The following is a 26,920-nucleotide window of genomic DNA, read 5'->3' on the forward strand; positions in this document are numbered from 1 at the left end:
CTTACTTGAGCACCTTGAGCGGTTTCACCGGCGTGCCGTCGCTCCACTGGCCCATGCCGGTCTGTTCCGGCGTATCGCCGAGGGCGTACTGGCGGTTGCGCTTGTAGAAGGCGGCGTCGGTGAGGCCGTCGAACAGCTTCCAGGTGCCGTACCAGTCGAGGGCGTCGATCACCAGCGGGTCGTGGCCGGTATAGCGGCCTTCGGCCCGCTGGTCCTCGAGGCGTTTCTCGACACGGTCGAGCAGCCAGTCGCTGTCTTCTTCCTTCGGATACTGCGGGCCGAACACCGGCGCGGTGGGCGCGGCGTGGTTGGCCAGCAGCGGCGGGCTGCCGTGACGGTCGCTGCGTAGCAGCAGGAGGTTCTTGTCGCTGGCCGGGATGTTCCGGCTCTGGCGGTAGATGCGCCTGGCGTCGGTGCAGGCCACATGGCTGTCCTCGTCGCCGCAGACGGCCAGCAGCAGGGTGCCCTTGGCCAGCCCCGAGAGGCGTTCCTGGGTGACGCCGTTCCAGCGCTTGCCCTGGCTCCTGCCCGGCTCGACCACCATCAGCGCCTTCGCCGCCGGCAGCTTCAGGCGTTCGCTGGCGGCCGCCAGGTTGGCGGCGAGCAGGCCGCCGGCGGAGTGGCCGAGGTAGGCGACCTGGTTCAGCCGCGGGCGCACGCCCAGCTCGCCAGCCTGCAGGCGTCTGAGGGCGTCGCCGAGGGCGGCCGTGGCGTTGCCGAGGAACTCCGCGTTGGGCGTCTTCAGGCTGGGCTGATAGCGCGGATAGACCAGCACCGCGCCACGCCGGACGATATGGTCGATCCAGGCGCGGTAGAGGTCCGGCTGCATCACGCTCCAGCCGTGCAGGAAGACCACCAGCGGGGCGTTGCCGGGCACCGGCTGCTCGGGGGTGAAGACCCAGTATTCGTTGGCGCCTTCGCCGAAATGCCACTGGTGCACGCTGGCATGGCGATAGGCCGCGCCGCCGGGGCCCTCGGCCGGCTGTTGCGGCGGCGTGGGCGGCTCGGTGGCCGCCGCGAGATGACAGGAGAGCAGGCCGCACAGGGCGAGGAACAGTGAGCGGAAGCGCATGCGGGTCCTCCTGCGCAATCGAAACGTCGTGGCAGACCTAACCATAGCGCTGTTCAGCGTGGGTAGAGCGGTGGCAGGCCGCCGTTATCGACCGTCCCCGCCGGTGCTTGTTCCGCCGCCGGCAGGGCACGGATCGCCCGCCACAGGTCCTCGCCCTGCCAGGAATGGCCGCTTTCGCTGTACAACGCGCCATTGAGCCCGTCCAGGGCATCGGACAGCGGCACGAAACGCGCCGCCATGTCGGCCAGGGTGTCGGGCTGCTGGCGGGCCCAGGCGTCGAGGGCCTGACGGGTCGCCTGCGGATCGTTGGCCAGGCAGGCGCGGCGCAGCTCGTCGAGCAGGCTGCGGCTGCTCGGGCCGTTGGCCGCGGCACGGATCACCGCCGGCAACTGACGGGCGCGCCACCACAGGGCGAAGCCGAGCAGGCTGGTCAGGGCCAGCGCGGCGGTAGCCAACTGCCAGGGCCAGAGGGTCGGTTCGAGGCGTTCGCCGAGCGCCACTGGCGGCGCCTGGGTTTCCGCCTCGGCCTGCGGCGCGGCGGCCACCTCCAGGGTGCGTGCTGGCAGGCTGGTTCGTTCCAGGCGATCCTCGCGGGTGTTCCACCAGACCACCTCGAGTGCCGGCAGTTCGATCCGTCCGGCCTGTTCCGGCACCAGCGCCTCGCGTTCCTCGCGGCTACCGATCAGGCCCTGGTCGGTGCTCTGGTCGGCCAGTTGCGGCTGGTCCGGATAGCGTCGCAGGCCCTGCACGTCGGGCAGCGGCAGTGGCGGGAGCTGGGTGCCGGAAAGCCCTTCGACCTTCAGCAGCACGTTGCGCGTCAGCGATTCGCCGACCTGCGCCTGTTCCGGCTGCGGACTCCAGCTTTCGCTGATGCTCAGCGCGCGGGCCGGCATCCACGGGACGTCGGCCGGATAGTCGGCCGGCTTCGGCCGGACCAGCAGCGGGATGCTCGGCGAAGTCACCCGCATCTGCCGCCCAGGGCGCGGGCCGAAGGGGTTGTAGTCGTCGTCACCGCGGTCGACCAGGGTGGCGCTGAAGGCCTGCGCGGGAATGACCAGGGCGCCGCTCTTCTGCGGGAAGATCGCGTAGCGCACCTCTATCACGCCATGTCGGATACCGTTGAGCTCCTTCTCGTAGGTACGCGCCTCGCCGAGCTGCTCGACCTTGGCGTCGTTCATCGCCAGCGGGGTCAGGCTGCTGTCGTCGTACAGCGAGACCGAGTGGTAGATGCGCAGGGTGAGGATCACCTGGGCCTGCACGTAGACCTTTTCCTGGTCGACGCTGGCGTCGATGAACACCGGCGCCAGCTTGCTGCCCTTGGCGCTGTCGCGGGCTTCCAGCACGTGCAGGCGGATCGGCTGGGTGCTGCTGGCGCCGAGGCTGATCGGCGGGATCGCCACGTAGCCGCTCTGTTTCGGCAGCAGGGTGACGATCCAGCGGGTGGTGGCCTGGGCCCGGCCGTTCTGCGTGGCGAGGCGGTTGACCTGGCGCGTGCCGAGGACTTCGAAAAGGGTATCCAGCGGGCTCAGGTCGGGCTTGCCGAAGAGGGTCGGATCGTCCGACTCCAGGGTCAGTTCGACGCTTTCCCCCTCGGTCAGCCGCGCACGGTCGACGCTGGCGCTGAAGCTGGCCTGCGCCGGCACGGCGAGGAGGACGAGGAGCAGGCTGCAGAACAGGCGGATCATGGCGTGGCTTCCTGGCGTTGCTGCTGTTGGTACCAGAACTTGCGCCGCAGCAGCTCGGCGGGGTCGTCGGGAATCTGTCGCAGCCATTGCTCGAGGGCCTGGCGGCGTTCGTCGTCGAGGCCGTCGGCGGCTTCGTCGTCGCCCTGGCGGCCAGTGTCGTCGGCTTGCGCTTGCGCCTCGCCGGTAGCGCCGGCGGTCTTCCCGTCCTCGTCTTCCGGCAGGCGGGTCGAAGGTGCGGCGGCCTGGGCCTTCTGCGCATCGACGGTGGCCGCGTCGCGCGGAGGCCGCTGGCTGCTTCCGGATGGCGGGTTCTGCTGACTCGCCTCCTGGCGCTGTTCGTTGTTCTCGCCGGTCTGCTGCTGCGCTGCCTGCTCCTGGCGTTGGCGCAACAGCTCCTCGACCAGGGCCTTGTTGCGCTGCGCCGCGGCCAGTCGCGGCTGGCGTTCCAGCGCCTGTTCGTAGGCGTCGAGGGCGGCTTCCAGTTCGCCCTGGCGGGCGAGGGCGTTACCGCGGTTGTAATGGTCGGCGGCCTGGTCGCCCCGGGCGAAGGCTTGCGCGGCCGCGGCGTAGTCGCGGGCCTGGTAGAGCGCCTGACCCTTCCAGCGGAAATCCTCGAAGCGCTTCGCTGCCTCGGCCGCCTGGCCCTGTTGCAGCAGGCGCTGACCCTGCTGGTCGGGGCGCCGCCAGAGGTCCTCGAAGTCGAAGGCCTGCGCCGGCTGCGGCAGGCTCAGCGCCAGCAGCGGCAGGCAGAACAGCCAGCCGCGGCGGCCGGCGCAGGCGGCCAGCAGGAGCAGCGGCAGGAGCAGCCAATAACCCTGGTCGGCCCAGCGTTGCAGGCGCAACAGGGCGTTCTCGCGATCTTCCTCCAGTGTCCCGCCGCGGGACAGCAGGCCGAGGCTGTCGAGGTCGCGGTCGTTCGGCCGCAGGCGCTGGTAGCCGGCGCCGATCTCCGCGGCGAAGCGGCGCAGCCCGCTTTCGTCGAGCCTGGGCAGGAGGATGCCGCCCTGGTCGTCCTTGAGGAAGCTGCCGTCTTCCTGCTGTACCGGCGCGCCCTTCGGCGTGCCGACGCCGAGTACGGCGAGGCGCGCCGCGCGGTGGCCGAGGGCGCTGCGGATACCGTGCCGCTCCTGTTCGCTCAGGTCGCTGGCGAGCAGCAGCAGGCGACCGCTGCCCTGGGCGCCCTGTTCCAGCAGGTCGAGGGCCTGGCGCACGGCGAGGTCGGCGCGCTGGCCGGGCTCGGGCATGATCGACGGCTTCACCGCGTCCAGCAGGTTGCGCGCGGTGAGCAGGTCGTCCGACAACGGCACCAGGGTGTGCGCGCTGCCGGCATAGACGACGATCGCGGTCTGGGCGTCGTGGCGCGCCCGCAGCAGGTCGAGGAGCTTGCGTCGGGCCTGTTCCAGGCGGCTCGGCGAGAGGTCGCCAGCGAGCATCCCGGGGGTCAGCTGGAGGATCGCCACCAGCGGATCGCTGCGCTTCATCGAGGGCTGTTCCAGTTGCTGCCAACTGGGCCCGAGCAAGGCCAGCAAGGCCAGCAGCCAGGCGATGCCGAGGCAGATCCAGGGCGTGCGATTCTGCCGCCCGGCGCCGCCGACCAGCAGCCAGGGCTGGAAGGACGCCGGCAGCAGCAGTTGCCAGCGTCCGGCGCGACGCTGGCGGTGCAGCAACCTCCACAGCAACCAGGCGAGCGGCGGCGCCAGCAGCAGCCAGTAGGGGCGCAGCCAGTGCGGCCAGGCTTCGAGCAGCAGGTTCATGGCTGTCTCCGGCGAGGCCAGCGCCAGTTTTCCCGCGGCCAGAGCTCCAGCGCCACCAGCAGCACGCTCAGGGCCAGGGCGGCGGCCAGCGGCCAGCTGTAGAGTGCCACTGCCGGGCGCGCCCGGGTGGTCTGCTGGGCCACCGGCTCGAGGCGGTCGAGGGTCGCGGAGATGCTTTCCAGCTCGGCGCTGGAGCGCGCGCGAAAGTATTCGCCGCCGGTAGTCTCGGCGATCCCGCGCAGGGCCGGTTCGTCGAGGTCGAGCCCGGGGTTGAGGCCGAACAGGCCGATGACGCCGCCCTGTTGCGGGTCGGCGCCGATGCCGATGGTGTAGATCTTCACCCGCTCCTCGGCGGCCAGGCGCGCGGCGGTCTGTGGCGAGATCTGCCCGCCGGTGTTGGCGCCGTCGGTGATCAGCACCAGCACCCGGCTTTCCGCCGGGCGCTGGCGCAGGCGCTTGAGCGCCAGGCCGATGGCGTCGCCGATCGCGGTATTCTTCCCGGCGATGCCGATCTGCGCCTCGTCCAGCCAGACCCGCACGGTGTGTCGGTCGAAGGTCAGCGGCGCCTGCAGGTAGGCCTGGCTGCCGAACAGGATCAGGCCGACGCGGTCGCCGCGACGGCCTTCGATGAAGTCGCCGAAGAGTTTCTTGACCAGTTCCAGGCGGCTGATCTCGTCGTCCTGCCAGCGCATGTCGCGGTAGTCCATGGAACCGGAGACATCCACCGCGAGCAGCAGGTCGCGGCCGCTGGCGGGTAGTGGCAGGGGTTCGCCGACCCACTGCGGGCGGGCTGCGGCGAGCAGCAGGAGTAACCAGAGCAGGGCGAAGCGCGCCTGCTGGCGCCAGGCCGGCAGGCGTGCGCGGGCGCGGCGCCCGGCGAGGTCTTCGAGTTCGTCGAGGAAGCTCACCTTGAGCGCCGCCTCGCCGCTGTCGGCGGCCGGCAGCAGCAGGCGCAGCAGCCAGGGCAACGGGGCGAGGGCGAAGACCCAGGGCCAGGCGAATTCAAACATGCTTGCGGATCCAGGTGGCGACGGCGGCGTCGAGGCCGTCCACGGCCTTGTCGTCGAGGGTGCAGTCGGCGCGGTAGCCGCCCTCCACCAGGATCATCCAGCGGGTCAGGCCGGCGGCCGGGCAACGGTTGTCGAGGAACGCCAGCCAGGCGCGGCCACTGAGCGCGTGGCTGCCGCTGTCCGGCCAGCGCGCCCGGCAGACGCGCTTGAGCAGGCCATTGATGGCTTGCAGCCAGGGCCCGGCGGAAGCCCTGCCGTAGGGTTTGGCGAGCGCGGCCAGTTCGGCCAGGGCCGCTTCGCGCAGCGGATCCAGCGGTGCTTCGCCGCGGGTGGCGATGGTGCGCCGCGGCAGGTGCCGGCGCAGTCGCCAGAGCCCCCAGCCGAGCAACGGCAGCAGGGCGGCCAGCAGCCACCAGCCAGGCGCCGGGGGCCACCAGCCGACGGGCGGGGGAGCTATCAGTGGCTCCAGCCGGTCGAGCGGATTCATGCGCGATACCCCGGCTGGTGTTGTTCCAGCAGGTCCCGCAACTGCTCTACCAGGTCTTCCCGGGTGGACAGCGGCAGCAGCGGCACGCCCAGTCGCTGGGCCAGGCGTTGCCAGCGCGCGCGGCGCACCTCGGCCAGGTCGCGATAGGCCTGGCGCAGCTCGTCGGCGTGGGTGTCCAGCTCGAGGTCGGCGGCGCCTTCGCGGAAACGCAGCAGTCCGGCGGCGGGCAGGGCATGGTCGAGCGGGTCGGACAGCGGCAGCAGCACCAGGTCGGTATGGCGTGCGATCAGGCTGAGCTGCTGCTCGGCGACGTCATTGAGGGTACGCTCGTCGCATAACACCAGGATCAGGCTGCCCGGGCGCAGCACTTCGCGGGCGCGGCGCAGGGCCAGGCCGAACAGTTCGCCGGGCTGCTCCGCCGGCGCCTCGCGCAGTTCGCGGTTGGCCCGCAGCAGCTGGTTGAACAGTTGCAGCAGGCTGTGCTTGCTGCGTCGCGGCTTGATCTCGTGGCAGTCGCGGTCGTTGAATACCAGGCCGCCGATGCGATCGTTGTGGGCCAGCGCCGACCAGCCGATGAAGGCCGCCGCGCGCGCGGCCAGCACTGCCTTGAAGCACAGGCCGGAGCCGAAGAACAGGCGCTGGCTCTGCTCGACGAGGACGAACACCGGTCGCTCGCGTTCCTCGTGGAACAGCTTGGTGTGCGGCTCGCGGGTGCGCGCGGTGACGCGCCAGTCGATGGTGCGCACGTCGTCGCCGGGCTGGTAGATGCGCACCTGGTCGAAGTCCACGCCGCGGCCGCGCAGGCGCGAGTGATGCAGCCCGACCAGCGGGCTGCGGCGGTTCTGCGAGGCGAACAGGCGCGCCTCGTGCAGGCGGTGGCGCATCTCCAGCAGTTCGTCGAGGCCCAGCTCGACACCGGGGGCGGTGTTCAGCATGGCGGCGGCCTCAGGCCACGGCGACCACGTCGAGGATGCGCTGCACCACCCGGTCCTGGTCGATGCCGGCGGCTTCCGCCTCGAAGGTCAGAATCAGTCGATGGCGCAGCACGTCGAACAGCACCGCCTGGATGTCCTCGGGGCTGACGAAGTCGCGTCCGGCCAGCCAGGCGTGGGCTCGCGCGCAGCGGTCGAGGGCGATGGAGCCGCGCGGGCTGGCGCCGTAGGAGATCCATTCGGCCAGTTCCGCGTCGTGCTTGGCCGGGGTGCGGGTGGCCATGATCAGTTGCACCAGGTATTCCTCCACCGCGTCGGCCATGTACAGGCCGAGGATTTCCTGGCGCGCGGCGAAGATGGTTTCCTGGGTCACCCGGCGCTCCGGCCGCGCCTCGCCGTGCAGCGCCTCGCCACGGGCCTGCTGGAGGATGCGGCGTTCCACCGAGGCTTCCGGGTAGCCGATCTTGACGTGCATGAGGAAGCGGTCGAGCTGGGCCTCCGGCAGCGGGTAGGTGCCTTCCTGCTCGATCGGGTTCTGCGTCGCCATCACCAGAAACAGCTGTGGCAGGTCGTAGGTGCTGCGGCCAACCGAGACCTGGCGCTCGGCCATGGCCTCGAGCAGCGCCGACTGGACCTTGGCCGGGGCACGGTTGATCTCGTCGGCCAGCACCAAGTGGTGGAAGATCGGTCCCTGCTGGAACACGAAGGTGCCGGTTTCCGGACGGTAGATCTCGGTGCCGGTGATGTCGGCGGGGAGCAGGTCGGGGGTGAACTGGATACGGTGGAACTCGGCCTCCAGGCCCTCGGCGAGGTCCTTGATGGCCTTGGTCTTGGCCAGCCCCGGGGCGCCTTCCACCAGCAGGTGGCCGTCGGCGAGCAGGGCGATCAGCAGGCGGTCGACGAGTTTTTCCTGGCCGAGGATCTGGCTCGACAGGTAGCCTTTCAGTCCCTGCAGGGCGCTCTTGTGCTGCGTGCTTTCTGGCTCGTTGCTCATTGTCTGGACTACCGGTTCCAAGGCCTGGTGGGGGTGTCGCTCGGTGGCGCACGGCGAGGCCGGCGCGCGAGGGCGGGAAAGGCTCCGCTCTGCGGCGGATGACGCTCCCCGATCCGGCACATGTTAGCGCACGGCGACTGCCTAGCGTACTCTCCGACGCGCGTGCCGCGCCTATTCGTGAACCCGCGCGGATATGCCGGTGAAAGGCTCCCGGTTCTCGCCGTGACCTGCCACGCGAAGCGCGGCGGATCGACGCGCCCGGGGAACTTCGCCGGCGCTGGCGGGTCGGTTTCCGCGAAGCGAACAGCGAATGGACAGAGCGTTTGTCAGGAGCGACATTGCCGGGGATTGCCCGGCGCAAGGGGGAGGGCCGCGCCCGGCATGGGTGGCGGCGCTGGATCGGCGGGCTGTTGCTGCTGCTCGGCGCGCTCGTCAGCGGATGTTCGAACGCGCCGCGCAACGCCGCCGGCGAGGACACCAGCCAGGGCTCGATGCGTGCCGGCGAATTTCTCCAGACCGATGCCGATCGCATGGCCACCCTGGCCATGCGCGACAACCTGCAAAGCCTCTACCAGTTGCTCTGGAAGCTGTACAAGCGCAATCCCGCCGAATGGAAGAAGACCGGCCTGCCGAGCCAGGCCGACGCCGAGCTGGCGATCCGCCGCGCCATCGAGCAGAACCGCGAGCTCAGCGACCTCGGCGGGCGCCGCGACATCGCCGCGCTGTCCTATTCCCTCGATCCGGCGTTCAAGGGAGACCGCGTCGGCGCCTTCATCTATTCCCTGGCCAGCATGCTGATCACCGCCCATGGTGGGCGCACCGAGTTCTACGTCTACCAGGGGATCGACGCGCAATATGTCTACAACGCCGCGCGCAACGTCGAGGTCGCCACCTGGATGCTGGCTACCCGCAAGGACGACAAGGGTGCGCCGCTGCTGCTTTCCAATGCGCTCACCGACGACGCCAGCAACCTCAGCTACGCGCGCGAGTTCGCCAAGATCGTCGCGCGCCTGGACCTGCTCGCCGAGGTCCTCGGCGAACGCTACCGGCGGATCAGCGTGAACTACGCCCAGGGCCTGCTGTTCATGCATTTCCTGCCGGTGCAGTGAGACGATGCTCCCGGGGTGAACGAATATGTCGCAGCTTGGTAAGTGTTTTGCCTGGCCGCCTCGTTAAGCTCTGTCGGATATGACTGGCGGGTCGCCCGGCGAAAGGGCGGTTCCCGGTCAGCCTTTGCTGTGCGCCTGCCTGCCTGGATTAATGCTCAGCTTCTGCTGAACTTCATGGACGCAGCGAGGGTCGGTCCGAAGGTGCGTTGCTCGCGTCCTTTCCGCGAACCGCTCGCCTCCATGAAATGACAAGCCAAGCGGAGTACAACCATGGCGTTCTTCACCGCGGCCAGCAAAGCCGATTTCCAGCATCAACTGCAGTCGGCCCTGGCGCAGCACCTCGGCGACAAGGCGTTACCACAAGTCACGCTGTTCGCTGAACAGTTCTTCAGCCTGATCTCCCTCGACGAACTGACCCAGCGGCGGCTCTCCGACCTGGTCGGTTGCACCCTGTCCGCCTGGCGCCTGCTGGAGCGCTTCGACCGCGACCAGCCCGAAGTCCGCGTCTACAACCCCGATTATGAAAAGCACGGCTGGCAATCCACCCACACCGCGGTGGAGGTGCTGCACCCGGACCTGCCGTTCCTGGTCGACTCGGTACGCATGGAGCTGAACCGCCGCGGCTACAGCATCCACACCCTGCAGACCAACGTCCTCAGCGTGCGCCGCTCGGCCAAGGGCGAGCTGAAGGAGGTCCTGCCCAAGGGTACCCAGGGCAAGGACGTCAGCCAGGAATCGCTGATGTACCTGGAGATCGACCGTTGCGCCAACGCCGGCGAACTGCGCGTGCTGGAGAAGGCCATCCTGGAGGTGCTCGGCGAGGTGCGGGTCACCGTCGCCGACTTCGAGCCGATGAAGGCCAAGGCCCGCGAATTGCTGGCCTGGCTGGGCAAGGCGAAGCTGAAGGTGCCGGCGGAGGAGCTGAAGGAAGTACGCAGCTACCTGGAATGGCTGCTGGACAACCACTTCACCTTCCTCGGCTACGAGGAGTTCACCGTCGCCGACGAGGGCGGCGGCGGTCGCATGGTCTACGACGAGAAGTCCTTCCTCGGCCTGACCCGCCTGCTGCGCGCCGGGCTGAGCAAGGACGACCTGCACATCGAGGACTACGCCGTCGCCTACCTGCGCGAACCGCTGCTGCTGTCCTTCGCCAAGGCCGCCCATCCGAGCCGCGTGCACCGTCCGGCCTACCCGGACTACGTGTCGATCCGCGAACTGGACGGCAAGGGTCGGGTGATCCGCGAATGTCGCTTCATGGGCCTGTTCACTTCCTCGGTGTACAACGAGAGCGTCAACGACATTCCCTTCATCCGCGGCAAGGTCGCCGAAGTGGTGCGCCGTTCCGGCTTCGACACCAAGGCCCACCTCGGCAAGGAACTGGCCCAGGTGCTGGAGGTACTGCCGCGCGACGACCTGTTCCAGACCCCGGTGGACGAGCTGTTCAGCACCGCCATGGCGATCGTGCGGATCCAGGAACGCAACAAGATCCGCGTGTTCCTGCGCAAGGATCCCTACGGACGCTTCTGCTACTGCCTGGCCTATGTGCCGCGTGACGTCTACTCCACCGAGACGCGGCTGAAGATCCAGCAGGTCCTGATGGAACGCCTGCAGGCCAGCGACTGCGAGTTCTGGACCTTCTTCTCCGAGTCGGTGCTGGCGCGCGTGCAGTTCATCCTCCGCGTCGATCCGAAGGTGCGTATCGACATCGACCCGGCGCGCCTGGAGGAAGAAGTGATCCAGGCCTGCCGTTCCTGGCAGGACGACTATGCCGGCCTGGTGGTGGAGAACCTCGGCGAGGCCAAGGGCACCAGCGTGCTGGCCGACTTCCCGAAAGGCTTCCCGGCCGGCTACCGCGAGCGCTTCGCCCCGCACTTCGCGGTGGTCGACCTGCAGCACCTGCTCAGTCTGTCCGAACAGCGTCCGCTGGTGATGAGCTTCTACCAGCCGCTGGCGCAGGGCGAGCAGCAGCTGCACTGCAAGCTGTACCACGCCGACACCCCGCTGGCCCTGTCCGACGTCCTGCCGATCCTGGAGAACCTCGGACTGCGCGTGCTCGGCGAATTCCCCTATCGCCTGCGCCACCAGAACGGCCGCGAGTACTGGATCCACGACTTCGCCTTCACCTATGCCGAAGGCCTGGACGTGGACATCCAGCAGCTCAACGAGATCCTCCAGGACGCCTTCGTCCACATCGTCAGCGGCGACGCCGAGAACGATGCCTTCAACCGCCTGGTGCTGACCGCCAACCTGCCGTGGCGCGACGTCGCCCTGCTGCGCGCCTATGCGCGCTACCTGAAGCAGATCCGCCTGGGCTTCGACCTCGGCTACATCGCCAGCGCGCTGAACGCCCACACCGACATTGCCCGCGAGCTGGTGCGGCTGTTCAAGACCCGCTTCTACCTGGCGCGCAAGCTCACCGCGGAAGACCTGGAAGACAAGCAGCAGAAGCTCGAGCAGGCGATCCTCGGCGCCCTCGACGAAGTCCAGGTGCTCAACGAAGACCGCATCCTGCGGCGCTATCTCGACCTGATCAAGGCGACCCTGCGCACCAACTTCTACCAGCCCGACGGCAACGGCCAGAACAAGAGCTATTTCAGCTTCAAGTTCAACCCGAAGGCCATCCCGGAACTGCCCAGGCCGGTGCCCAAGTACGAGATCTTCGTCTACTCGCCGCGCGTCGAGGGCGTGCACCTGCGCGGCGGCAAGGTGGCTCGCGGCGGTTTGCGCTGGTCGGACCGCGAGGAAGACTTCCGCACCGAGGTGCTCGGCCTGGTCAAGGCCCAGCAGGTGAAGAACGCCGTGATCGTGCCGGTCGGCGCCAAGGGCGGCTTCGTCCCGCGCCGCCTGCCGCTGGGCGGTAGCCGCGACGAGATTCAGGCCGAGGCGATCGCCTGCTACCGGATCTTCATTTCCGGCCTGCTCGATATCACCGACAACCTCAAGGAAGGCGAAGTGGTGCCGCCGGCCAACGTGGTCCGCCACGACGAGGACGATCCCTACCTGGTGGTCGCCGCGGACAAGGGCACCGCGACTTTCTCCGACATCGCCAACGGCATCGCCGCCGAGTACGGCTTCTGGCTCGGCGACGCCTTCGCCTCCGGTGGTTCCGCCGGCTACGACCACAAGGGCATGGGGATTACCGCCAAGGGCGCCTGGGTCAGCGTGCAGCGGCACTTCCGCGAGCGCGGCATCGACGTGCAGAAGGACAACATCAGCGTCATCGGCATCGGCGACATGGCCGGCGACGTGTTCGGCAATGGCCTGCTGATGTCGGACAAGCTGCAACTGGTGGCCGCCTTCAACCACATGCATATCTTCATCGACCCGAACCCGGACGCCGCCAGCAGCTTCGTCGAGCGCCAGCGCCTGTTCAATCTGCCGCGTTCGAGCTGGGCCGACTACGACACCAAGCTGATCTCCGCCGGCGGCGGGATCTTCCTGCGCAGCGCCAAGAGCATCGCCATCACCCCGGAGATGAAGGCGCGCTTCGACATCCAGGCCGACAGGCTGGCGCCCACCGAGCTGATCCACGCGCTGCTCAAGGCACCGGTCGACCTGCTCTGGAACGGCGGCATCGGCACCTACGTGAAGTCGAGCAAGGAAACCCACGCCGATGTCGGCGACAAGGCCAACGACGGCCTGCGCGTCGACGGCCGCGAGCTGCGCGCGAAGGTGGTGGGCGAGGGCGGCAACCTGGGCATGACCCAGCTGGCGCGGGTCGAGTTCGGCCTGCACGGCGGCGCCAACAACACCGACTTCATCGACAACGCCGGTGGCGTGGACTGCTCCGACCACGAGGTCAACATCAAGATCCTGCTCAACGAAGTGGTGCAGGCCGGCGACATGACCGAGAAGCAGCGCAACGCGCTGCTGGTGAAGATGACCGATGCGGTCGGCGCCCTGGTGCTGGGCAACAACTACAAGCAGACCCAGGCGCTGTCCCTGGCGCAACGCCGCGCCCGCGAGCGGATCGCCGAGTACAGGCGGCTGATGGGTGACCTCGAGGCGCGCGGCAAGCTCGATCGCGCCCTGGAGTTCCTGCCTTCCGACGAGGAACTGGCGGAGCGCATCAGCGCCGGCCAGGGGCTGACCCGCGCCGAGCTGTCGGTGCTGATCTCCTACAGCAAGATCGACCTCAAGGAGTCGCTGCTGAAGTCGCTGGTGCCGGACGACGACTACCTGACCCGCGACATGGAGACCGCCTTCCCGGCATTGCTGGCGGAGAAGTTCGGCGACGCCATGCGCCGCCATCGCCTGAAGCGCGAGATCGTCAGCACGCAGATCGCCAACGACCTGGTCAACCACATGGGCATCACCTTCGTGCAGCGCCTGAAGGAGTCCACCGGCATGAGCGCGGCCAACGTCGCCGGAGCCTACGTGATCGTCCGCGACGTGTTCCACCTGCCGCACTGGTTCCGCCAGATCGAGAACCTCGACTACCAGGTGCCGGCGGACATCCAGCTGACCCTGATGGACGAACTCATGCGTCTCGGTCGCCGCGCCACCCGCTGGTTCCTCCGCAGCCGCCGCAACGAGCTGGACGCGGCGCGCGACGTGGCCCACTTCGGGCCGCGCATCGCCGCCCTCGGCCTGAAGCTCAACGAGCTGCTCGAAGGTCCGACCCGCGAACTGTGGCAGGCGCGCTACCAGAACTACGTCGATGCCGGCGTGCCGGAGCTGCTGGCGCGCATGGTCGCCGGTACCAGCCACCTGTACACCCTGCTGCCGATCATCGAAGCGTCCGACGTCACCGGCCAGGACACCGCGGAAGTGGCCAAGGCCTACTTCGCCGTGGGCAGCGCGCTGGACCTGACCTGGTACCTGCAGCAGATCACCAACCTGCCGGTGGAGAACAATTGGCAGGCGCTGGCCCGCGAGGCATTCCGCGACGATCTCGACTGGCAGCAGCGGGCGATCACCGTCTCGGTGCTGCAGATGCAGGACGGTCCGAAGGAGGTCGAGGCGCGCGTCGGCCTGTGGCTGGAGCAGCACCTGCCGCTGGTCGAGCGCTGGCGGGCGATGCTGGTCGAGCTGCGCGCCGCGGCGGGCACCGACTATGCCATGTACGCGGTGGCCAACCGTGAATTGATGGACCTGGCGCAGAGCAACCAGCACGGCGTCTGCATTCCCTGACGTCGATCCCGGTAGCACCCGAGCCCCGCTTCGTGCGGGGCTCTTTTATTTCGGCATGGCTGACCGCGCGCATGCCATCCGAGCGGGTAGGCGACAAATGCCCGGCGCTTGGTCTCGATACGAAAAATCAACTTGATTCACATAGCTGAAAATAATTCGGTTATATAAAAATATATAATTATGTTCTTTCTTTATAAGAAATAATGTCTGGTCTGTTCTCCAAGGCTTTGGCGTTGGTCGCTGAGGCGCATGGAAGCCGGGTTGGCAGGCCTGTTTCGTCATTTGGCGAAACGCCTGTGGGAGGGGCGGCCGTTCGGCAGGGTTTCGGGGATTTCATTCGGGTATGCTGCGTCCAAAAATTGACAGTATCCGGTTGAAAATTTACCAATTAGCATATGTAGTCATTAGATTGACGTTGGTCGCCTGGAATCCCTTCGGCTATACCCAGAGAGTCAGGGACTCGACGTTGGAACCGGAAACCGCATCCCTGCTTCCGATCTGCCAACCGGGCCGGGATAGCCCGCCAGGCGGGAGAGGGCGTGCGGTCCAGCAAGAAAGGAATCACCGTGTCTTCCTCGCGCAAGATCGTCCGTCCCTTTGTCAGCTTCCTTTCCCGCTTCGCCGGTTTCGTCCTGGCGCTGTCCGCCGGGGCGGCCGCCGGCGCGCCATCCAGCGTGGCGTTCTGGTACGCCGAGCGGCCGCCACTGGCCGAGCTGTCCCAGTTCGACTGGGTGGTGCTCGAGGCGGCGCACCTGCAGCCGGCCGATGTCCGTTACCTGAGGGAACAAGGCAGTACGCCTTTCGCCTATCTCTCGGTCGGCGAGTTCGATGGCGACGCCGCCGCCATCGCCGACAGCGGTCTGGTCCAGGGCAAGAGCGCGGTACGCAACGAGGCCTGGAACAGCCAGGTGATGGACCTCGCGGCGCCGAGCTGGCGGGCACACCTGCTCAGGCGTGCCGCGGAGTTGCGCAAGCAGGGCTACGCCGGCCTGTTCCTCGACACCCTGGACAGTTTCCAGCTACAGGCCGAGGAGCGCCGCGAGGGCCAGCGCCAGGCCCTGGCCAGCTTCCTCGCCCAACTGCACCGCCAGGAGCCCGGACTCAAGCTGTTCTTCAACCGTGGTTTCGAAGTGCTGCCGGAACTGCCCGGCGTAGCATCGGCGGTGGCCGTGGAATCGATCCATGCCGGCTGGGACGCCGCCGCCGGGCAGTACCGCGAGGTGCCCCAGGAGGATCGCGACTGGCTGCGGGGCCACCTGGACAAGCTGCGCGCCCGGGGCACGCCGATCATAGCCATCGACTACCTGCCGCCGGAGCGGCGTGACGAGGCGCGCAAGCTCGCCGCGCGTCTGCGTGGCGAGGGCTACGTGCCGTTCGTCAGCACTCCGGCGCTGGACTATCTGGGGGTGAGCAACATCGAGGTGCAGCCGCGACGCATCGCGCTGCTCTACGATCCGCGCGAGGGCGACCTGACCCTGAGCCCCGGTCACGTCTACCTCGGCGGCCTGCTCGAATACCTCGGCTACCGGGTCGACTACCTGCCCACCGACCAGCCGCTGCCCGAACGTCCGCTGGCCGGTCTCTACGCCGGGGTGGTGACCTGGATGACCAGCGGCCCGCCGGTCGCCAGCGACGCCTTCGACAACTGGATCGGCGCGCGTCTCGACGAGAAGGTGCCGGTGGCCTTCCTCGCCGGCCTGCCCACCGAGAACGACGGCCTGCTGCAGCGCCTGGGTATCCGCCGGCTGTCGCAGAAGCTCAGGGTCAAGCCGAGCACCGAGACCCACGACCAGGCGCTGCTGGGCTCCTTCGAGGCGCCGCTGGTGATCCGCATCCGCGACCTGCCGGCGCTCACCGTGCTCGATCCGGCGCGGGTGGTTCCGGCGCTCCGTCTCAAGGGCGACGGCAAGGAATACGTGCCGGTGGCGACCGCCGACTGGGGTGGCTTCGCCCTGGCGCCCTATGTGCTGGAGGAGGCCAGCGAGCACCGGCGCTGGATCCTCGATCCCTTCGCCTTCCTGCGCAAGGCGTTGCGCCTGGCGCCGTTGCCGAGTCCCGACGCCACCACCGAGAACGGCCGGCGCATCGCCACCGTGCACATCGACGGCGATGGCTTCGTCTCCCGCGCCGAGGTGCCCGGCAGTCCCTACGCCGGGCAGCAGGTGCTGGAGGACTTCATCAGGCCCTATCCGTTCCTCACGTCGGTCTCGGTGATCGAGGGCGAGGTCGGGCCGAAGGGCATGTACCCGCACCTGGCCAGGGAACTGGAGCCGATCGCCCGACGCATCTTCGCCGACGACAAGGTCGAGGTCGCCAGCCACACCTTCAGCCACCCGTTCTTCTGGCAACCGCAACTGGCCGAGCGGGGCGAGAACTTCGAGGCGCAGTACGGCTACAAGATGGCCATCCCCGGCTACGACAAGGTCGACTTCGTGCGCGAGGTGATCGGTGCCCGCGACTACATCGACCAACGCCTGACCACCCCGCGCAAGCCGGTGAAGATGATCTTCTGGTCCGGCGACGCGCTGCCCGACGCCGCCACCATCAAGCTCGCCTACGACGCCGGGCTGATGAACGTCAACGGCGGCAATACCGCGCTGACCCGGGCCTTTCCCTCGCTGACCGGACTTTATCCGCTGATCCGCCCTACCAGCGGTGGCGTGCAGTATTACGCGCCGATCATCAACGAGAACGTCTACACCAACCTCTGGCAGGGGCCGTACTACGGTTTCCGCGGCGTCATCGACACCTTCGCCCTCACCGACAGCCCGCGCCGCCTGCGCGGCCTGCACCTGTACTACCACTTCTATTCGGGGACCAAGCAGGCCTCGATCCGCACCATGCACCAGATCTACACGGCGATGCAGGCGGAGCACCCGCTGTCGCTGTGGATGAGCGACTACATCCCGCGCCTGGAGGGTTTGCATCGCGCCAGCCTGGCCCGGCGCGCCGACGGCAGTTGGCAGCTGCGTGGCTTCGCCGCCCTGCGTACCCTGCGCCTGGATCCGGCGCTGGGTTGGCCGGACCTCGGGCGCTCCGAGGGGGTGGCCGGTGTACGCGACCTGCCGCAGGGGCGTTATGTGCACCTGAGCGCGGCGAATGCGCGCCTGGTCCTGCGCGACAGCCGCGATCCGAGACCGGCGCTGGAGGAGGCCAACCTGCCCCTGGAGCGCTGGCGCTACCGCGACGATGGCCGCGTCGAGTTCGCCTTTGCCGGGCACCTGCCGCTGCGCCTGGTGGTGCGCGCGGCGGGCGAATGTCGGCTGAGCGTGGCCGGCACGGCCTACCCGGGCAAGGCCGGCAGGGGCCTGTGGATGTTCGAGTTGCCGATGGAGCAGGTGCGCGATGGCCAACTCGTCTGCCGCTAGGAAGCAGCCGCGGGCGCGCCTGCTGAATCCCTGGGCGCTGCTGTTCATCGCCCTGGCGGTGGTCCTGGTGCTGTGGCTGACCTTCAACAGCGAGGAAGTGTTCATGCCCAGCGGAGACGGCGAACCGGACGCGGTCTCGGTGAACTACGCCGAGCTGCTGCTCAAGGCGCATCCGGAGAACGATGCGCTGCGCCTGACCCTGGTCGACCTGCTGATCAAGCTCGGCGACTTCGAGCGGGCACGTCACCACCTGGCCGGCTTGCGTGGCAAGGATCGCCTGGCGGCGCCGTTCTACGAGACCGAGCTGGACATCCTCACCGCCCTGGCCAAGCCCGAGGGCCTGGACGAGGCGCAGACGCTGGCGCTGGTGGAGCGACTGCGCAAGATCGATCACGCATCGCTGAACAACGCCATGCTCGAACGATTCGCCCGTCACGCCCTGGCCCTGGATGCCCCGGCGCTGGCGGCAGCGGCGTTCGCCGAACTGGCCGGTCGCGACCCGCGGCACCGGCAACGCTGGCTGGACGAGGCGGCGCGCTGGTTCCTGGCTTCTGCCCAGCCGGGGCGGGCGGCGGATATCTACCGACAACTGGCCGAGACGGAGGCTGACCCGGCGAGGCGCCTGGACTATCTGCGGCAGGCCTTCGCCGGCCTGCTCGCCGGCGAGCGGGGCGAGCAGGCGGCGCTGCTGCTGGCCGAACACCTCGGCGAACTGCCGGACGATACGCGCAGCCTGGCCTGGCTCGCCGAGGGGGTGCGCGCCGCGGAAGGCAACCAGCGCTATGACCTGGCCGAACGCTTCGTCGAACGCTGGCGTACCTTGCGTCCCGGCGACAGTGACGCGGTGGCGGCCGACCTGCGCCTGAACATGGCTTCCGGGCGCATCGAGCGGGCCTGGACGATCGGCCAGGAACTGCTGGCCCTGCGCCCGGACGAGCGGACGCTGCTGGCCGATCTCGCCCGGCTCGGCGAGTGGACCGGCAATACCCGGGAGGCGCTGGGATTCTGGATGCAACTGCTGGCCGGCAACGACGATCCGGCCTTGCGCGAGCATGCCTGGCGCCTGTCGCTGCAGATGTTCGACTTCGACAGTGCCATCGAACTGCTCACGCCGATCGGCGCGCAGCGCCAGATGAGCGACGAGGAACTCGACACGCTGGTCTACAGCCATGAAACCCGCGGCACCCCGGAGGAGGGCGAGGCATGGCTGCGCACCTACCTCGAGCGCTATCCGAAGCAGCGCCTGGCCTGGCAGCGCCTGCAGCAGATCCTCGAGCACACCCAGCAATTGCAGGAGGAGACCGAGGTCTGGGCGCGGATGGCCAGGCATTTCCCGCTGTCCATCAAGGAGCGCATGCAATGGGCGGAAACCCATTGGAACCTGTTCGATCCACGGCAGGCCTGGAAGGTCCTCGACGCTGCGGATGAGCATGCCATCCGCGAGGCGGAGTTCTGGCGCCTGCGCGCGGCGCTGGCCTGGGCCCTGGAGCGGGACGACGATGCTCGCGCCGCCTACGAACGCATGCTGGCGCTGGGGATCCGCCTGAACAGCAGCGACGAAGACCAGCTGATCACCCTGTACCGCGACAGCGACCCGAAGAAGGCCCTGCGAATCCTCATCGGCAGTTGGCAGCGCAGCCGCGATCCGCGGCGCCTGGCCAGCGCCCTGCAACTGGCGGAGAACCTGCACGACTGGCCGACCCTCAGGAGCCTCCTGGCCGAGGCCGAGGGCGTGCCCCAGGCGCAGGGCAGTCCCTACTACTGGGTGGCCAGGGCGCGCCTGGCGGAACAGGAAGGACGCGGCGAAGACGCCGAGCGCCTGTACAGGCAAGCCCTGGCGCGCTTCCCCGGCGAGAATCTGGTGCGCGAACGCCTGCTCTGGTTCTACGTCGAGCGTGGCCGCCGCGACGCCCTGGCGCCGCTGCTGACGCAGTGGCGAGGGCTGGCGCGGCGGGACAGCACGCTGTGGCTGCCGTTCGCCAGCGCCAACCTGCTGCTCGAACGCAACGACCAGGCGCTGGCCTGGTTCCGCCTGTATCTCAAGTCCAATCCCAACGACTGGCTGGCGCAGGCGGCCTACGCCGACGCGCTGGACGCCAGTGGTTACCGGGACAGGGCCCTGCGCCTGCGCCGATACCTGCTCGGGCGGATCGAGCGCGGGACGGTCAGGGCCACGCCCGACAGCTTCGCCGCCTACCTGCGCCTGCTCGCCGTGGCCCAGGGCCCGCTGCTGGCCCAGGAAGAAGCGCGGCGGGCCTGGAATGGCGAGCCGGCGATGCTGCAGCTCTGGTTCGAACAGTTTCTCGACCAGCTCGCCGCGACCAACCAGGACGCGCTCAAGGATGGCTGGCTGGCCTGGGCGCGCGAGCGCGGCCTGAAGATCGGCCGCCACGAAGAGATCCAGGCCGCGCTGCGCAGCCAGAGCCGCGCGGCCTTGCAGCGCCTGCTGGCGCGCGGCGAGCTGGATCCGGCGCAGCGGGTCGAAGCCCTGATGCGTCTCGGCCATGGTGGCGAAGCGCTGGGCGAGGCCCTGGGCGCGCTGGGCGATGGCCAGTCGCGGGACAACCGCGAGCAGCTGCGGCGGCAGGCGGCGGAAATCCTCGAACGCACCCCCCAGGGCCTGCAACTGGGTTGGAACAGCCGCGACTTCGGCGGTCTCGATTTCAAGGGGCCGACGCTGCGCGCGGCGCGCCATCTCGGCGATGACTGGCATGCCGATCTCGAACTGGCTAGCGGCCGCTATCACGGCGACGCGCTGGACAGCTCGGTCCTCGGTAGCGAACGCAACGCCAGGCTGACACTGCAGCGCGAACTGGCCGACGGCTTCGCCGCGGCGGTGTTCGACGGCAGCTGGCGCGACGACGAGGATCGCCACGGCCTGGGGCTGCTGCGCAACTGGCGGCTGAGCTCGCGCGACGAACTCGAAGCGGGCCTCGACTGGCACCGCGAGACCGACGAGACCGGCCTGATGCGTGCCCTCGGCATGCGCGACAGCCTGCGGCTCGGCGGCCGCCACAACCTCAGCGGGCGCGACCAGTTGAGCTGGTCGCTGGCGCACAACCGCTTCTCCACCCGCCAGGGCGACGACCTCGGCAATGGCGAGGCCTTGTCGCTGGAGTGGGCCCACACGCTGTTCTTCGACGGCCCGGCCTGGCAACTGCGCAGCGGCATCGACTACCAGCGCAATCGCCTGGAGAACCGCCTGCCGGACGACCTGCTGGCTTCCCATGGCGGGGCCCTGGTGCTCGACGGCGCACGCAGCCAGGACCTGCTGCAGGACCGCTACGGCCAGCTCTACTTCGGCAGCACCTGGCGCCGTGGCTTTCCTGGCGCGCTGAACCGCAGCCGTCCGCAATACACCTGGATCGTCGACACCCTGGCTGGCTGGCAGTGGACCGAGAAGGAGTTCAATTACGGCCTCAACCTCGGTGTCGGCGTGGAACTGCTGGGCGATGACGAACTGGCGTTCACCTTCGGCTACCAGTCGGCTCCGCAGGGCGGCGACGGCGAAGCCGGCGGCACGCTCGGGGTGACCTACAGCACGCGTTTCGGCCGCTGAATGCGGCCAGGCATGGAATTCAACAGGAGGAACACAACATGCAATCCATCCGCTGCCTGACCTTCGTGGTCGTCGCCCTGTTCATGGCGGGCTGCTCCAGCTTCACCAGCGAAAGCGCCACGCCGCTGGCGCGCGGCGCGCAGTGGGGCCTGGCGCCGCTGCTCAACTATTCCCAGGCGCCGCAGGCCGGCGAACGCGCCGAGCAGATCCTGCTCAGCGTGCTGGCCGAGGAGGGCGTGCGGCCGCGCCTGTACCCGGCACAGCCGCAAGACGATCTGCAACTGGTCGATGACCGCGAGCGTCAGCAGCGCGCGCTGGACTGGGCGCGCCAACAGAAGCTGGCCTATGTGGTCACCGGCAGCGTCGAGGAGTGGCAGTACAAGAACGGCCTGGACGGCGAGCCGGCGGTGGGTGTCAGCCTGCAGGTGCTGGAACCGGCTTCCGGACGGGTGCTCTGGAGCACCAGCGGGGCGCGTGCCGGCTGGTCCCGCGAAAGCCTGTCGGGGGCGGCGCAGAAAGTCCTGCGCGAGCTGGTCGGCGACCTGCGGCTCGAGTGACGTCCATGTCCGCGCACAAGGATTTCACCCTCGCGCCACGCGCCAGTGGCAGCGTCTCCTGGATCGAGACCGTGCTCATCACTGCGCTCGCCCTGGGCCTGGGCTGGTGGTTCGAGCCGAGCGATCCGTTGCTGGTGCAGGCCAGCTTCCCCTGGGTGATTCTCGCGCCGTTGCTGCTGGGCATGCGCTACGGGTTCGTCCGTGGGCTGGCCAGCGCGGCGCTGCTGGTCGCCGCGCTGTTCGCCTTCCGCGCCCGGGGGCTGGAGGCCTATGCCCAGGTACCGGCGGCATTCATCGTCGGCGTGCTGCTCTGCGCCATGCTGGTCGGCGAATTCCGCGATATCTGGGAGCGTCGCCTGGAACGCCTGGAACTGGCCAACGAGTATCGTCAGCTGCGCCTCGACGAGTTCACCCGCGCCCACCATATCCTGCGGATCTCCCACGACCGCCTGGAGCAGCGGGTCGCCGGCAATGACCAGAGCCTGCGCAGTTCGCTGCTCGGCCTGCGCCAGTCGCTGCGCGAGCTGCCGGACGACGAGGAACCGCTGGTGGCCCTGGCGGAAACGGTTCTCGCGCTGCTCGCCCAGTACGGCTCGCTGCGCATCGCCGGTCTGTACCGGGTGCGCCAGGACCGCGCTGCCGACCCTCGGCCGCTGGCGACCCTGGGCGAGATGCCGGCGCTGGATGGCGACGACCTGCTGGTGCGCACCTGCCTGGAGCGTGGCGAGCTGGTCAGCGTGCGCCAGGACCTGCTGGAGCGTGGCGAGCAGCGCGCGCATAGCGCGCTGCAGGCGTGCGTGCCGCTGATCGACACCGAAGGTCGCGTTCTCGCCCTGCTGGCGGTGGCGCAGATGCCGTTCTTCGTCTTCAACGATCGCACCTTCAGCCTGCTGGCGATCCTCGCCGGCCATGTGGCCGACCTGCTGCAGAGCGATCCTCGCGCGCTGCGACTGGCTGATGTCGACGCCCAGCGCTTTTCCCAGTATCTCAAGCGCTCCTTGCTGGACGCTTGCGACCATTCGCTGCCGGCCTGCCTGTACGCCTTCGAGTTGACCGACGAGCGCTACGGAGAGGAGGTGCAGCGCCTGCTGGAGAGCAGCCAGCGTGGCCTCGACGTGCAACTGCGGCTGCGCAACGCCGAGGGACGGCGCGTGTTGCTGGTGCTGCTGCCGCTGACTTCCACCGAAGGGTCCCAGGGCTACCTGCAGCGCCTGCGGATTCTCTTCGCCGAGCGTTTCGGCCAGGCCAGCGAACTGGAGTCGCTCGGCGTGCGCATCCATGGCTACGAGCTGGATGCCGGCAACGAGCGCCAGGCGCTGGGGCATTTCCTCTACAACGAGTGCGGCCTGAATGATCAGCAAGTGGCTATTTAGCGGCGCCTTCCTGTTCGAGCTGGGCAGTTGGGCCAGTGTCTTCGCCGGCCTGCCGGTCGCCCAGGCGCTGCCGCTCTACCTGGGCGCCCACGGCCTCGGCAGCCTGCTGCTGTGCGGCGGGGTCTGGCTGCTGCTGCCGCGGCGCTACAAGTTCCCGCTACCGTGGAGTCCGCTGTTCATCTTCAGCCTGGCGTTCTTCGTGCCGCTGATCGGCGCCATCGGCGTGGCCGCGGCGGTATTTCCGGCGCTGTACCTGCCGCGCAAGCGCGACGAGCAGGCCTGGCAGGCGATGGGCGTGCCCGAGCTGCCGTTCCGGCCCAAGGAGAAGCGCCTGGACATGATGTTCAGCGACGGCGGCCTGCAGGATGTGCTGCGCCACGCACCGGACCCGAACCAGCGCCTCACGGCGATCTTCGCCACCCGGCGGATGCCCGGCAGGGAGGCGATCCCGATCCTCAAGCTGGCCCTGCGCGACCCGGCGGACGACGTCCGTCTGCTGGCCTACTCGATGCTCGACCAGAAGGAAAGCCGGATCAACCAGCGTATCGAGAGCGCCCTGGGCAACCTGGCCGGCGCCAGTCCGGCGCGGCGCGGCGCGCTGCATGGCACTCTGGCGCGCTGGTACTGGGAACTGGCCTACCTGGGCCTGGCCCAGGGCAGCGTGCTCGAGCACGTCCTCGAACAGGCCCGGGAGCATGCCGACCAGGCGCTGCGCGGCAGCCCTTCGGCCGACCTGCACCTGCTGGCCGGACGCATCGCCCTCGAGCAGGGCCGCCTGGACGCCGCTGCGGAGGCCCTCCAGGCTGCCGAGCAGGCCGGCATCGAAGCCGCCCAGCTGGCCTCGTTCCGTGCCGAGATCGCGTTCTTCCAGCGGCGCTACGGGGACATTCCCCGGCTCCTCGCCGAGATGCCCGAAGACATGTTGCAGCGGCCGCCGTTCGCGGCCCTCGCGAGATACTGGACATGACCGAACACACCACTCCGATGGCTCCCGTCGCCGATATCTGCCTGTTACTGGAGGGCACCTGGCCCTATGTGCGCGGTGGCGTCTCCAGCTGGGTCAACCAGTTGATCCTCGGCCTCCCCGAGCTGACCTTCTCGGTGTTCTTCATCGGCGGTCAGAAGGAAGCCTACGGCAAGCGCCACTACGCTATTCCGAGCAACGTGGTGCATATCGAGGAGCATTTCCTGGAGACCGCCTGGACCTCGTCGGACCCGCGAGCGCGCCGCGCCGACGCCGACATCGCGCAGGCCCTGCGCGACCTGCACCGGTTCTTCCACTATCCCGAGACGCCCACCGGGGAGGAGGGCGGCGCGCTGCTCGACCTGCTTGCCGAAGGCCGCATCGAGCGCGAGGACTTCCTCCACGGCAAGGCCAGTTGGGAGGTGATCACGGAAGGCTACGAGCGCTATTGCACCGACCCCTCCTTCGTCAACTACTTCTGGACCCTGCGCTCGATGCAGTCGCCGGTGTTCATGCTCGCCGAGGCGGCGCGGCGGATGCCGCGGGCACGCATGCTGCATTCGATCTCCACCGGCTACGCCGGCCTGCTGGGCAGCATCCTGCAGCGCCTCTGGGGGTGCCGCTACCTGCTCAGCGAACATGGCATCTATACCAAGGAGCGCAAGATCGACCTGGCCCAGGCCAGCTGGATCGCGGAGAACCCCGACGAGCAACTGAGCACCGGCCTGGACGCCGAGGTCAGCTACATCCGGCGCCTGTGGATTCGTTTCTTCGAGCGGGTCGGCCTGCTCACCTATCGTTCGGCGGACCCGATCATCGCCCTCTACGAAGGCAACCGCCAGCGCCAGGTACTCGATGGCGCCGACCCATTGCGCACCCGTGTGATCCCCAATGGCATCGCCCTCGACGCCTGGGCCGGCGCCCTGGAGCGGCGACCGCCGGGAATCCCGCCGGTGGTCGGGCTGGTTGGCCGGGTGGTGCCGATCAAGGATGTGAAAACCTTCATCCGCGCCATGCGCGGCGTGGTCAGCGCGATGCCGGAGGCGGAGGGCTGGATCGTCGGCCCGGAAGAGGAGGATCCCGACTACGCCAGCGAATGCCGCAGCCTGGTGGCCAGCCTCGGCCTGCAGGACAAGGTGAAGTTCCTCGGTTTCCGGCGCATCGACGAGATTCTGCCGCAGCTCGGCCTGATGGTCCTGACTTCGATCAGCGAGGCCCAGCCGCTGGTGATCCTCGAGGCCTGGGCGGCCGGAGTGCCGGTGGTGAGCAGCGACGTCGGTTCCTGCCGCGAACTGATCGAGGGCGCCGGTGTCGAGGACCGCGCCCTGGGGCCGGCGGGGGAAGTGGTGGCGATCGCCGACCCGCAGGCCACCTCGCGGGCGATCCTCGCCCTGCTGCGCAATCCGCAGCGCTGGCGGGCCGCCCAGGCGGTCGGCCAGCAGCGGGTCGAGCGCTACTACACCGAGGCGCTGATGCTCGGACGTTATCGCGGGCTGTACCGCGAAGCCACGGAGACTGCATGACATGGCCGGTATCGGCTTCGAGCTGAGGAAGATCCTTTCCCGCGACTCCTACACGGCGACCCTGCGCGCCTATCTCTACGCCGGGCTGATCAGCTCCGGCCCCTGGGTACTGTCGATCATCAGCGTGATGCTGATCGGCGTGCTCAGCCTCGGCGTGGTGGTGCCGGACGTATTGATCCGGCAGTTCCTGATCACGGTGACCTATCTGATGGCGCTGTCGCTGATCTTTACCGGCGGCCTGCAACTGTTCTTCACCCGGTTCATTTCCGACCGGCTGTTCGAACGCAAGCACGAGGCGATCCTGCCCAACCTGGTGGGCGTGCTGTTGCTGGTGACGGTGGCGGCGGGGCTGCTCTCGGCGGTACTGCTGGGCACCCTGTTCGACCAGCCGTTCGCCTACCGCCTGTTGGTGATGGCCAACTTCGTGGTGCTTTGCGACTTGTGGCTGGTGATCATCTTCCTGTCGGGGATGAAGGCCTACAAGCGTATCCTGGTGGTGATGTTCATCGGCTACGCGCTGATGGTCGCCTGCTCCTATCTGCTGCGCTTCATGCAGATGGACGGTTTGCTGCTGGCCCTGCTGATCGGCCATGCCAGCCTGCTGTTCATCTTCCTCTACGACATCCTCCGCGAATATCCGGCCAGGCGCATGGTGGCCTTCGACTTCCTCGACCGCCGGCAGGTCTTCGTCAGCCTGCTGGTGACCGGCTTCTGCTACAACCTGGGAATCTGGATCGACAAGTTCATCTTCTGGTTCAACCCCGCCACTTCCGACGTGGTGATCGGTCCGCTGCGCGCCTCGATCCTCTACGACCTGCCGATCTTTCTCGCCTACCTGTCGATCATCCCCGGCATGGCGGTGTTCCTGGTGCGCATCGAAACCGACTTCGCCGAATGGTACGAGCGGGTCTACGAGGCCATCCGCGGTGGCGAGACGCTGCAGCACATCGGCCTGCTAAAGGAGCAGATGATCCTCTCCATCCGCCAGGGCCTGCTGGAGATCTGCAAGGTGCAGGGCCTGGCGGTGGTGCTGCTGTTCCTCCTGGCCCCGCAGCTGCTGGCCTGGCTGGGCATCTCCCGCTACTACCTGCCGCTGTTCTACATAGACCTGATCGGAGTGAGCATCCAGGTGGTGTTCATGGCGCTGCTCAACGTCTTTTTCTATCTCGACAAGCGGCGCATCGTCCTGGAGCTTTGCGTGCTGTTCGTGATCGTCAACGGCGCCCTGACCTTCGTCAGCCTGCTGCTCGGACCGAGCTTCTTCGGCTATGGCTTCACCCTGTCGCTGCTGGTTTGCGTGCTGGTCGGGCTGTATCGCCTGACCACCGCGCTGGACGACCTGGAGTACGAGACCTTCATGCTCAATCGCTGATGGGGCTGGCGGCGGTAGCGTCTTTCAG

Annotated in this window: 16 protein-coding genes; 9 read left to right on the forward strand and 7 right to left on the reverse strand. The window is 68.4% G+C overall.

Annotated elements, in window-relative coordinates:
* Position 1 precedes the first annotated feature (1 nt).
* Genes B7D75_RS09695 through B7D75_RS09725 form a run of 7 tightly spaced genes read right to left on the reverse strand, consistent with a single transcriptional unit; the run spans position 2 to position 7,934 of the window.
* A complete protein-coding gene (locus B7D75_RS09695; RefSeq protein ID WP_043102235.1) occupies positions 2-1,072 on the reverse strand; it encodes an alpha/beta hydrolase fold domain-containing protein in 1,071 nt (356 codons plus the stop codon).
* Positions 1,073-1,125: 53 nt separating this feature from the next.
* The gene (locus B7D75_RS09700) at positions 1,126-2,757 is read right to left on the reverse strand and encodes a BatD family protein (RefSeq protein WP_034078410.1); all 1,632 of its coding nucleotides are present in this window, start codon (positions 2,755-2,757) and stop codon (positions 1,126-1,128) included.
* Complete coding sequence (locus B7D75_RS09705) at positions 2,754-4,511, reverse strand: VWA domain-containing protein (protein WP_034078411.1); 1,758 nt, start codon at positions 4,509-4,511, stop codon at positions 2,754-2,756. Before B7D75_RS09705 ends, B7D75_RS09700 begins: the two co-directional genes overlap by 4 nt.
* Positions 4,508-5,521, reverse strand: coding sequence for a vWA domain-containing protein (locus B7D75_RS09710; protein WP_034078412.1), 1,014 nt, complete (start codon positions 5,519-5,521; stop codon positions 4,508-4,510). Before B7D75_RS09710 ends, B7D75_RS09705 begins: the two co-directional genes overlap by 4 nt.
* Positions 5,514-6,008: a DUF4381 domain-containing protein gene (locus B7D75_RS09715; protein WP_003107434.1), complete on the reverse strand. Its 495-nt coding sequence runs from the start codon at positions 6,006-6,008 to the stop codon at positions 5,514-5,516. Before B7D75_RS09715 ends, B7D75_RS09710 begins: the two co-directional genes overlap by 8 nt.
* Positions 6,005-6,943 (reverse strand): DUF58 domain-containing protein, encoded by a 939-nt coding sequence (locus B7D75_RS09720; protein WP_033977608.1) that lies wholly within the window; start codon positions 6,941-6,943, stop codon positions 6,005-6,007. Before B7D75_RS09720 ends, B7D75_RS09715 begins: the two co-directional genes overlap by 4 nt.
* A 10-nt stretch (positions 6,944-6,953) precedes the next feature.
* Positions 6,954-7,934 carry an AAA family ATPase gene (locus tag B7D75_RS09725; protein WP_012075096.1) on the reverse strand — a complete coding sequence of 327 codons (981 nt, stop codon included), beginning with the start codon at positions 7,932-7,934 and terminating at the stop codon, positions 6,954-6,956.
* A gap of 338 nt (positions 7,935-8,272) precedes the next feature.
* On the opposite strand from B7D75_RS09725, the gene B7D75_RS09730 reads away from it, so the two are divergent.
* The 9 genes from B7D75_RS09730 to pelG all read left to right on the forward strand — a co-directional run bounded on the left by B7D75_RS09730 (position 8,273) and on the right by pelG (position 26,892).
* On the forward strand, positions 8,273-9,043 hold the full coding sequence (locus B7D75_RS09730; RefSeq protein WP_023442955.1) for a hypothetical protein: 771 nt from the start codon (positions 8,273-8,275) through the stop codon (positions 9,041-9,043).
* Positions 9,044-9,313: 270 nt separating this feature from the next.
* The gene (gene gdhB, locus B7D75_RS09735) at positions 9,314-14,176 is read left to right on the forward strand and encodes an NAD-glutamate dehydrogenase GdhB (protein WP_107113952.1); all 4,863 of its coding nucleotides are present in this window, start codon (positions 9,314-9,316) and stop codon (positions 14,174-14,176) included.
* 539 nt (positions 14,177-14,715) lie between these two features.
* Positions 14,716-17,544, forward strand: a complete 2,829-nt coding sequence (locus B7D75_RS09740; RefSeq protein ID WP_107113953.1) for a bifunctional glycoside hydrolase 114/ polysaccharide deacetylase family protein — start codon at positions 14,716-14,718, stop codon at positions 17,542-17,544.
* Positions 17,522-21,103 carry a tetratricopeptide repeat protein gene (locus B7D75_RS09745; protein ID WP_107113954.1) on the forward strand — a complete coding sequence of 1,194 codons (3,582 nt, stop codon included), beginning with the start codon at positions 17,522-17,524 and terminating at the stop codon, positions 21,101-21,103. Before B7D75_RS09740 ends, B7D75_RS09745 begins: the two co-directional genes overlap by 23 nt.
* A gap of 38 nt (positions 21,104-21,141) precedes the next feature.
* A complete protein-coding gene (locus tag B7D75_RS09750; protein ID WP_012075101.1) occupies positions 21,142-21,660 on the forward strand; it encodes a hypothetical protein in 519 nt (172 codons plus the stop codon).
* A 5-nt stretch (positions 21,661-21,665) separates the two neighbouring features.
* Positions 21,666-23,033, forward strand: coding sequence for a PelD GGDEF domain-containing protein (locus B7D75_RS09755; RefSeq protein ID WP_107113955.1), 1,368 nt, complete (start codon positions 21,666-21,668; stop codon positions 23,031-23,033).
* Positions 23,011-24,000: a HEAT repeat domain-containing protein gene (locus B7D75_RS09760; RefSeq protein ID WP_003152036.1), complete on the forward strand. Its 990-nt coding sequence runs from the start codon at positions 23,011-23,013 to the stop codon at positions 23,998-24,000. Before B7D75_RS09755 ends, B7D75_RS09760 begins: the two co-directional genes overlap by 23 nt.
* Complete coding sequence (gene pelF / locus B7D75_RS09765; RefSeq protein ID WP_053813682.1) at positions 23,997-25,520, forward strand: GT4 family glycosyltransferase PelF; 1,524 nt, start codon at positions 23,997-23,999, stop codon at positions 25,518-25,520. Before B7D75_RS09760 ends, pelF begins: the two co-directional genes overlap by 4 nt.
* Before the next feature lies 1 nt (position 25,521).
* Positions 25,522-26,892, forward strand: coding sequence for an exopolysaccharide Pel transporter PelG (pelG, locus tag B7D75_RS09770; RefSeq protein ID WP_003152039.1), 1,371 nt, complete (start codon positions 25,522-25,524; stop codon positions 26,890-26,892).
* The last annotated feature ends 28 nt before the right edge of the window (positions 26,893-26,920 follow it).

The sequence above is a fragment of the Pseudomonas paraeruginosa genome, assembly GCF_003025345.2.
GTDB classification, from domain to species: domain Bacteria; phylum Pseudomonadota; class Gammaproteobacteria; order Pseudomonadales; family Pseudomonadaceae; genus Pseudomonas; species Pseudomonas paraeruginosa.

Bases quoted from the DNA above. Each gene is read 5' to 3' on its own strand.
- B7D75_RS09710 (WP_034078412.1), bottom strand. From the start codon at position 5,521: ATGTTTGAATTCGCCTGGCCCTGGGTCTTCGCCCTCGCCCCGTTGCCC.
- B7D75_RS09755 (WP_107113955.1), top strand. From the start codon at position 21,666: ATGTCCGCGCACAAGGATTTCACCCTCGCGCCACGCGCCAGTGGCAGC.
- pelG (WP_003152039.1), top strand. From the start codon at position 25,522: ATGGCCGGTATCGGCTTCGAGCTGAGGAAGATCCTTTCCCGCGACTCC.
- B7D75_RS09760 (WP_003152036.1), top strand. From the start codon at position 23,011: ATGATCAGCAAGTGGCTATTTAGCGGCGCCTTCCTGTTCGAGCTGGGC.
- B7D75_RS09745 (WP_107113954.1), top strand. From the start codon at position 17,522: ATGGCCAACTCGTCTGCCGCTAGGAAGCAGCCGCGGGCGCGCCTGCTG.
- pelF (WP_053813682.1), top strand. From the start codon at position 23,997: ATGACCGAACACACCACTCCGATGGCTCCCGTCGCCGATATCTGCCTG.
- B7D75_RS09715 (WP_003107434.1), bottom strand. From the start codon at position 6,008: ATGAATCCGCTCGACCGGCTGGAGCCACTGATAGCTCCCCCGCCCGTC.
- B7D75_RS09695 (WP_043102235.1), bottom strand. From the start codon at position 1,072: ATGCGCTTCCGCTCACTGTTCCTCGCCCTGTGCGGCCTGCTCTCCTGT.
- B7D75_RS09720 (WP_033977608.1), bottom strand. From the start codon at position 6,943: ATGCTGAACACCGCCCCCGGTGTCGAGCTGGGCCTCGACGAACTGCTG.
- B7D75_RS09725 (WP_012075096.1), bottom strand. From the start codon at position 7,934: ATGAGCAACGAGCCAGAAAGCACGCAGCACAAGAGCGCCCTGCAGGGA.
- B7D75_RS09750 (WP_012075101.1), top strand. From the start codon at position 21,142: ATGCAATCCATCCGCTGCCTGACCTTCGTGGTCGTCGCCCTGTTCATG.
- B7D75_RS09700 (WP_034078410.1), bottom strand. From the start codon at position 2,757: ATGATCCGCCTGTTCTGCAGCCTGCTCCTCGTCCTCCTCGCCGTGCCG.
- gdhB (WP_107113952.1), top strand. From the start codon at position 9,314: ATGGCGTTCTTCACCGCGGCCAGCAAAGCCGATTTCCAGCATCAACTG.
- B7D75_RS09705 (WP_034078411.1), bottom strand. From the start codon at position 4,511: ATGAACCTGCTGCTCGAAGCCTGGCCGCACTGGCTGCGCCCCTACTGG.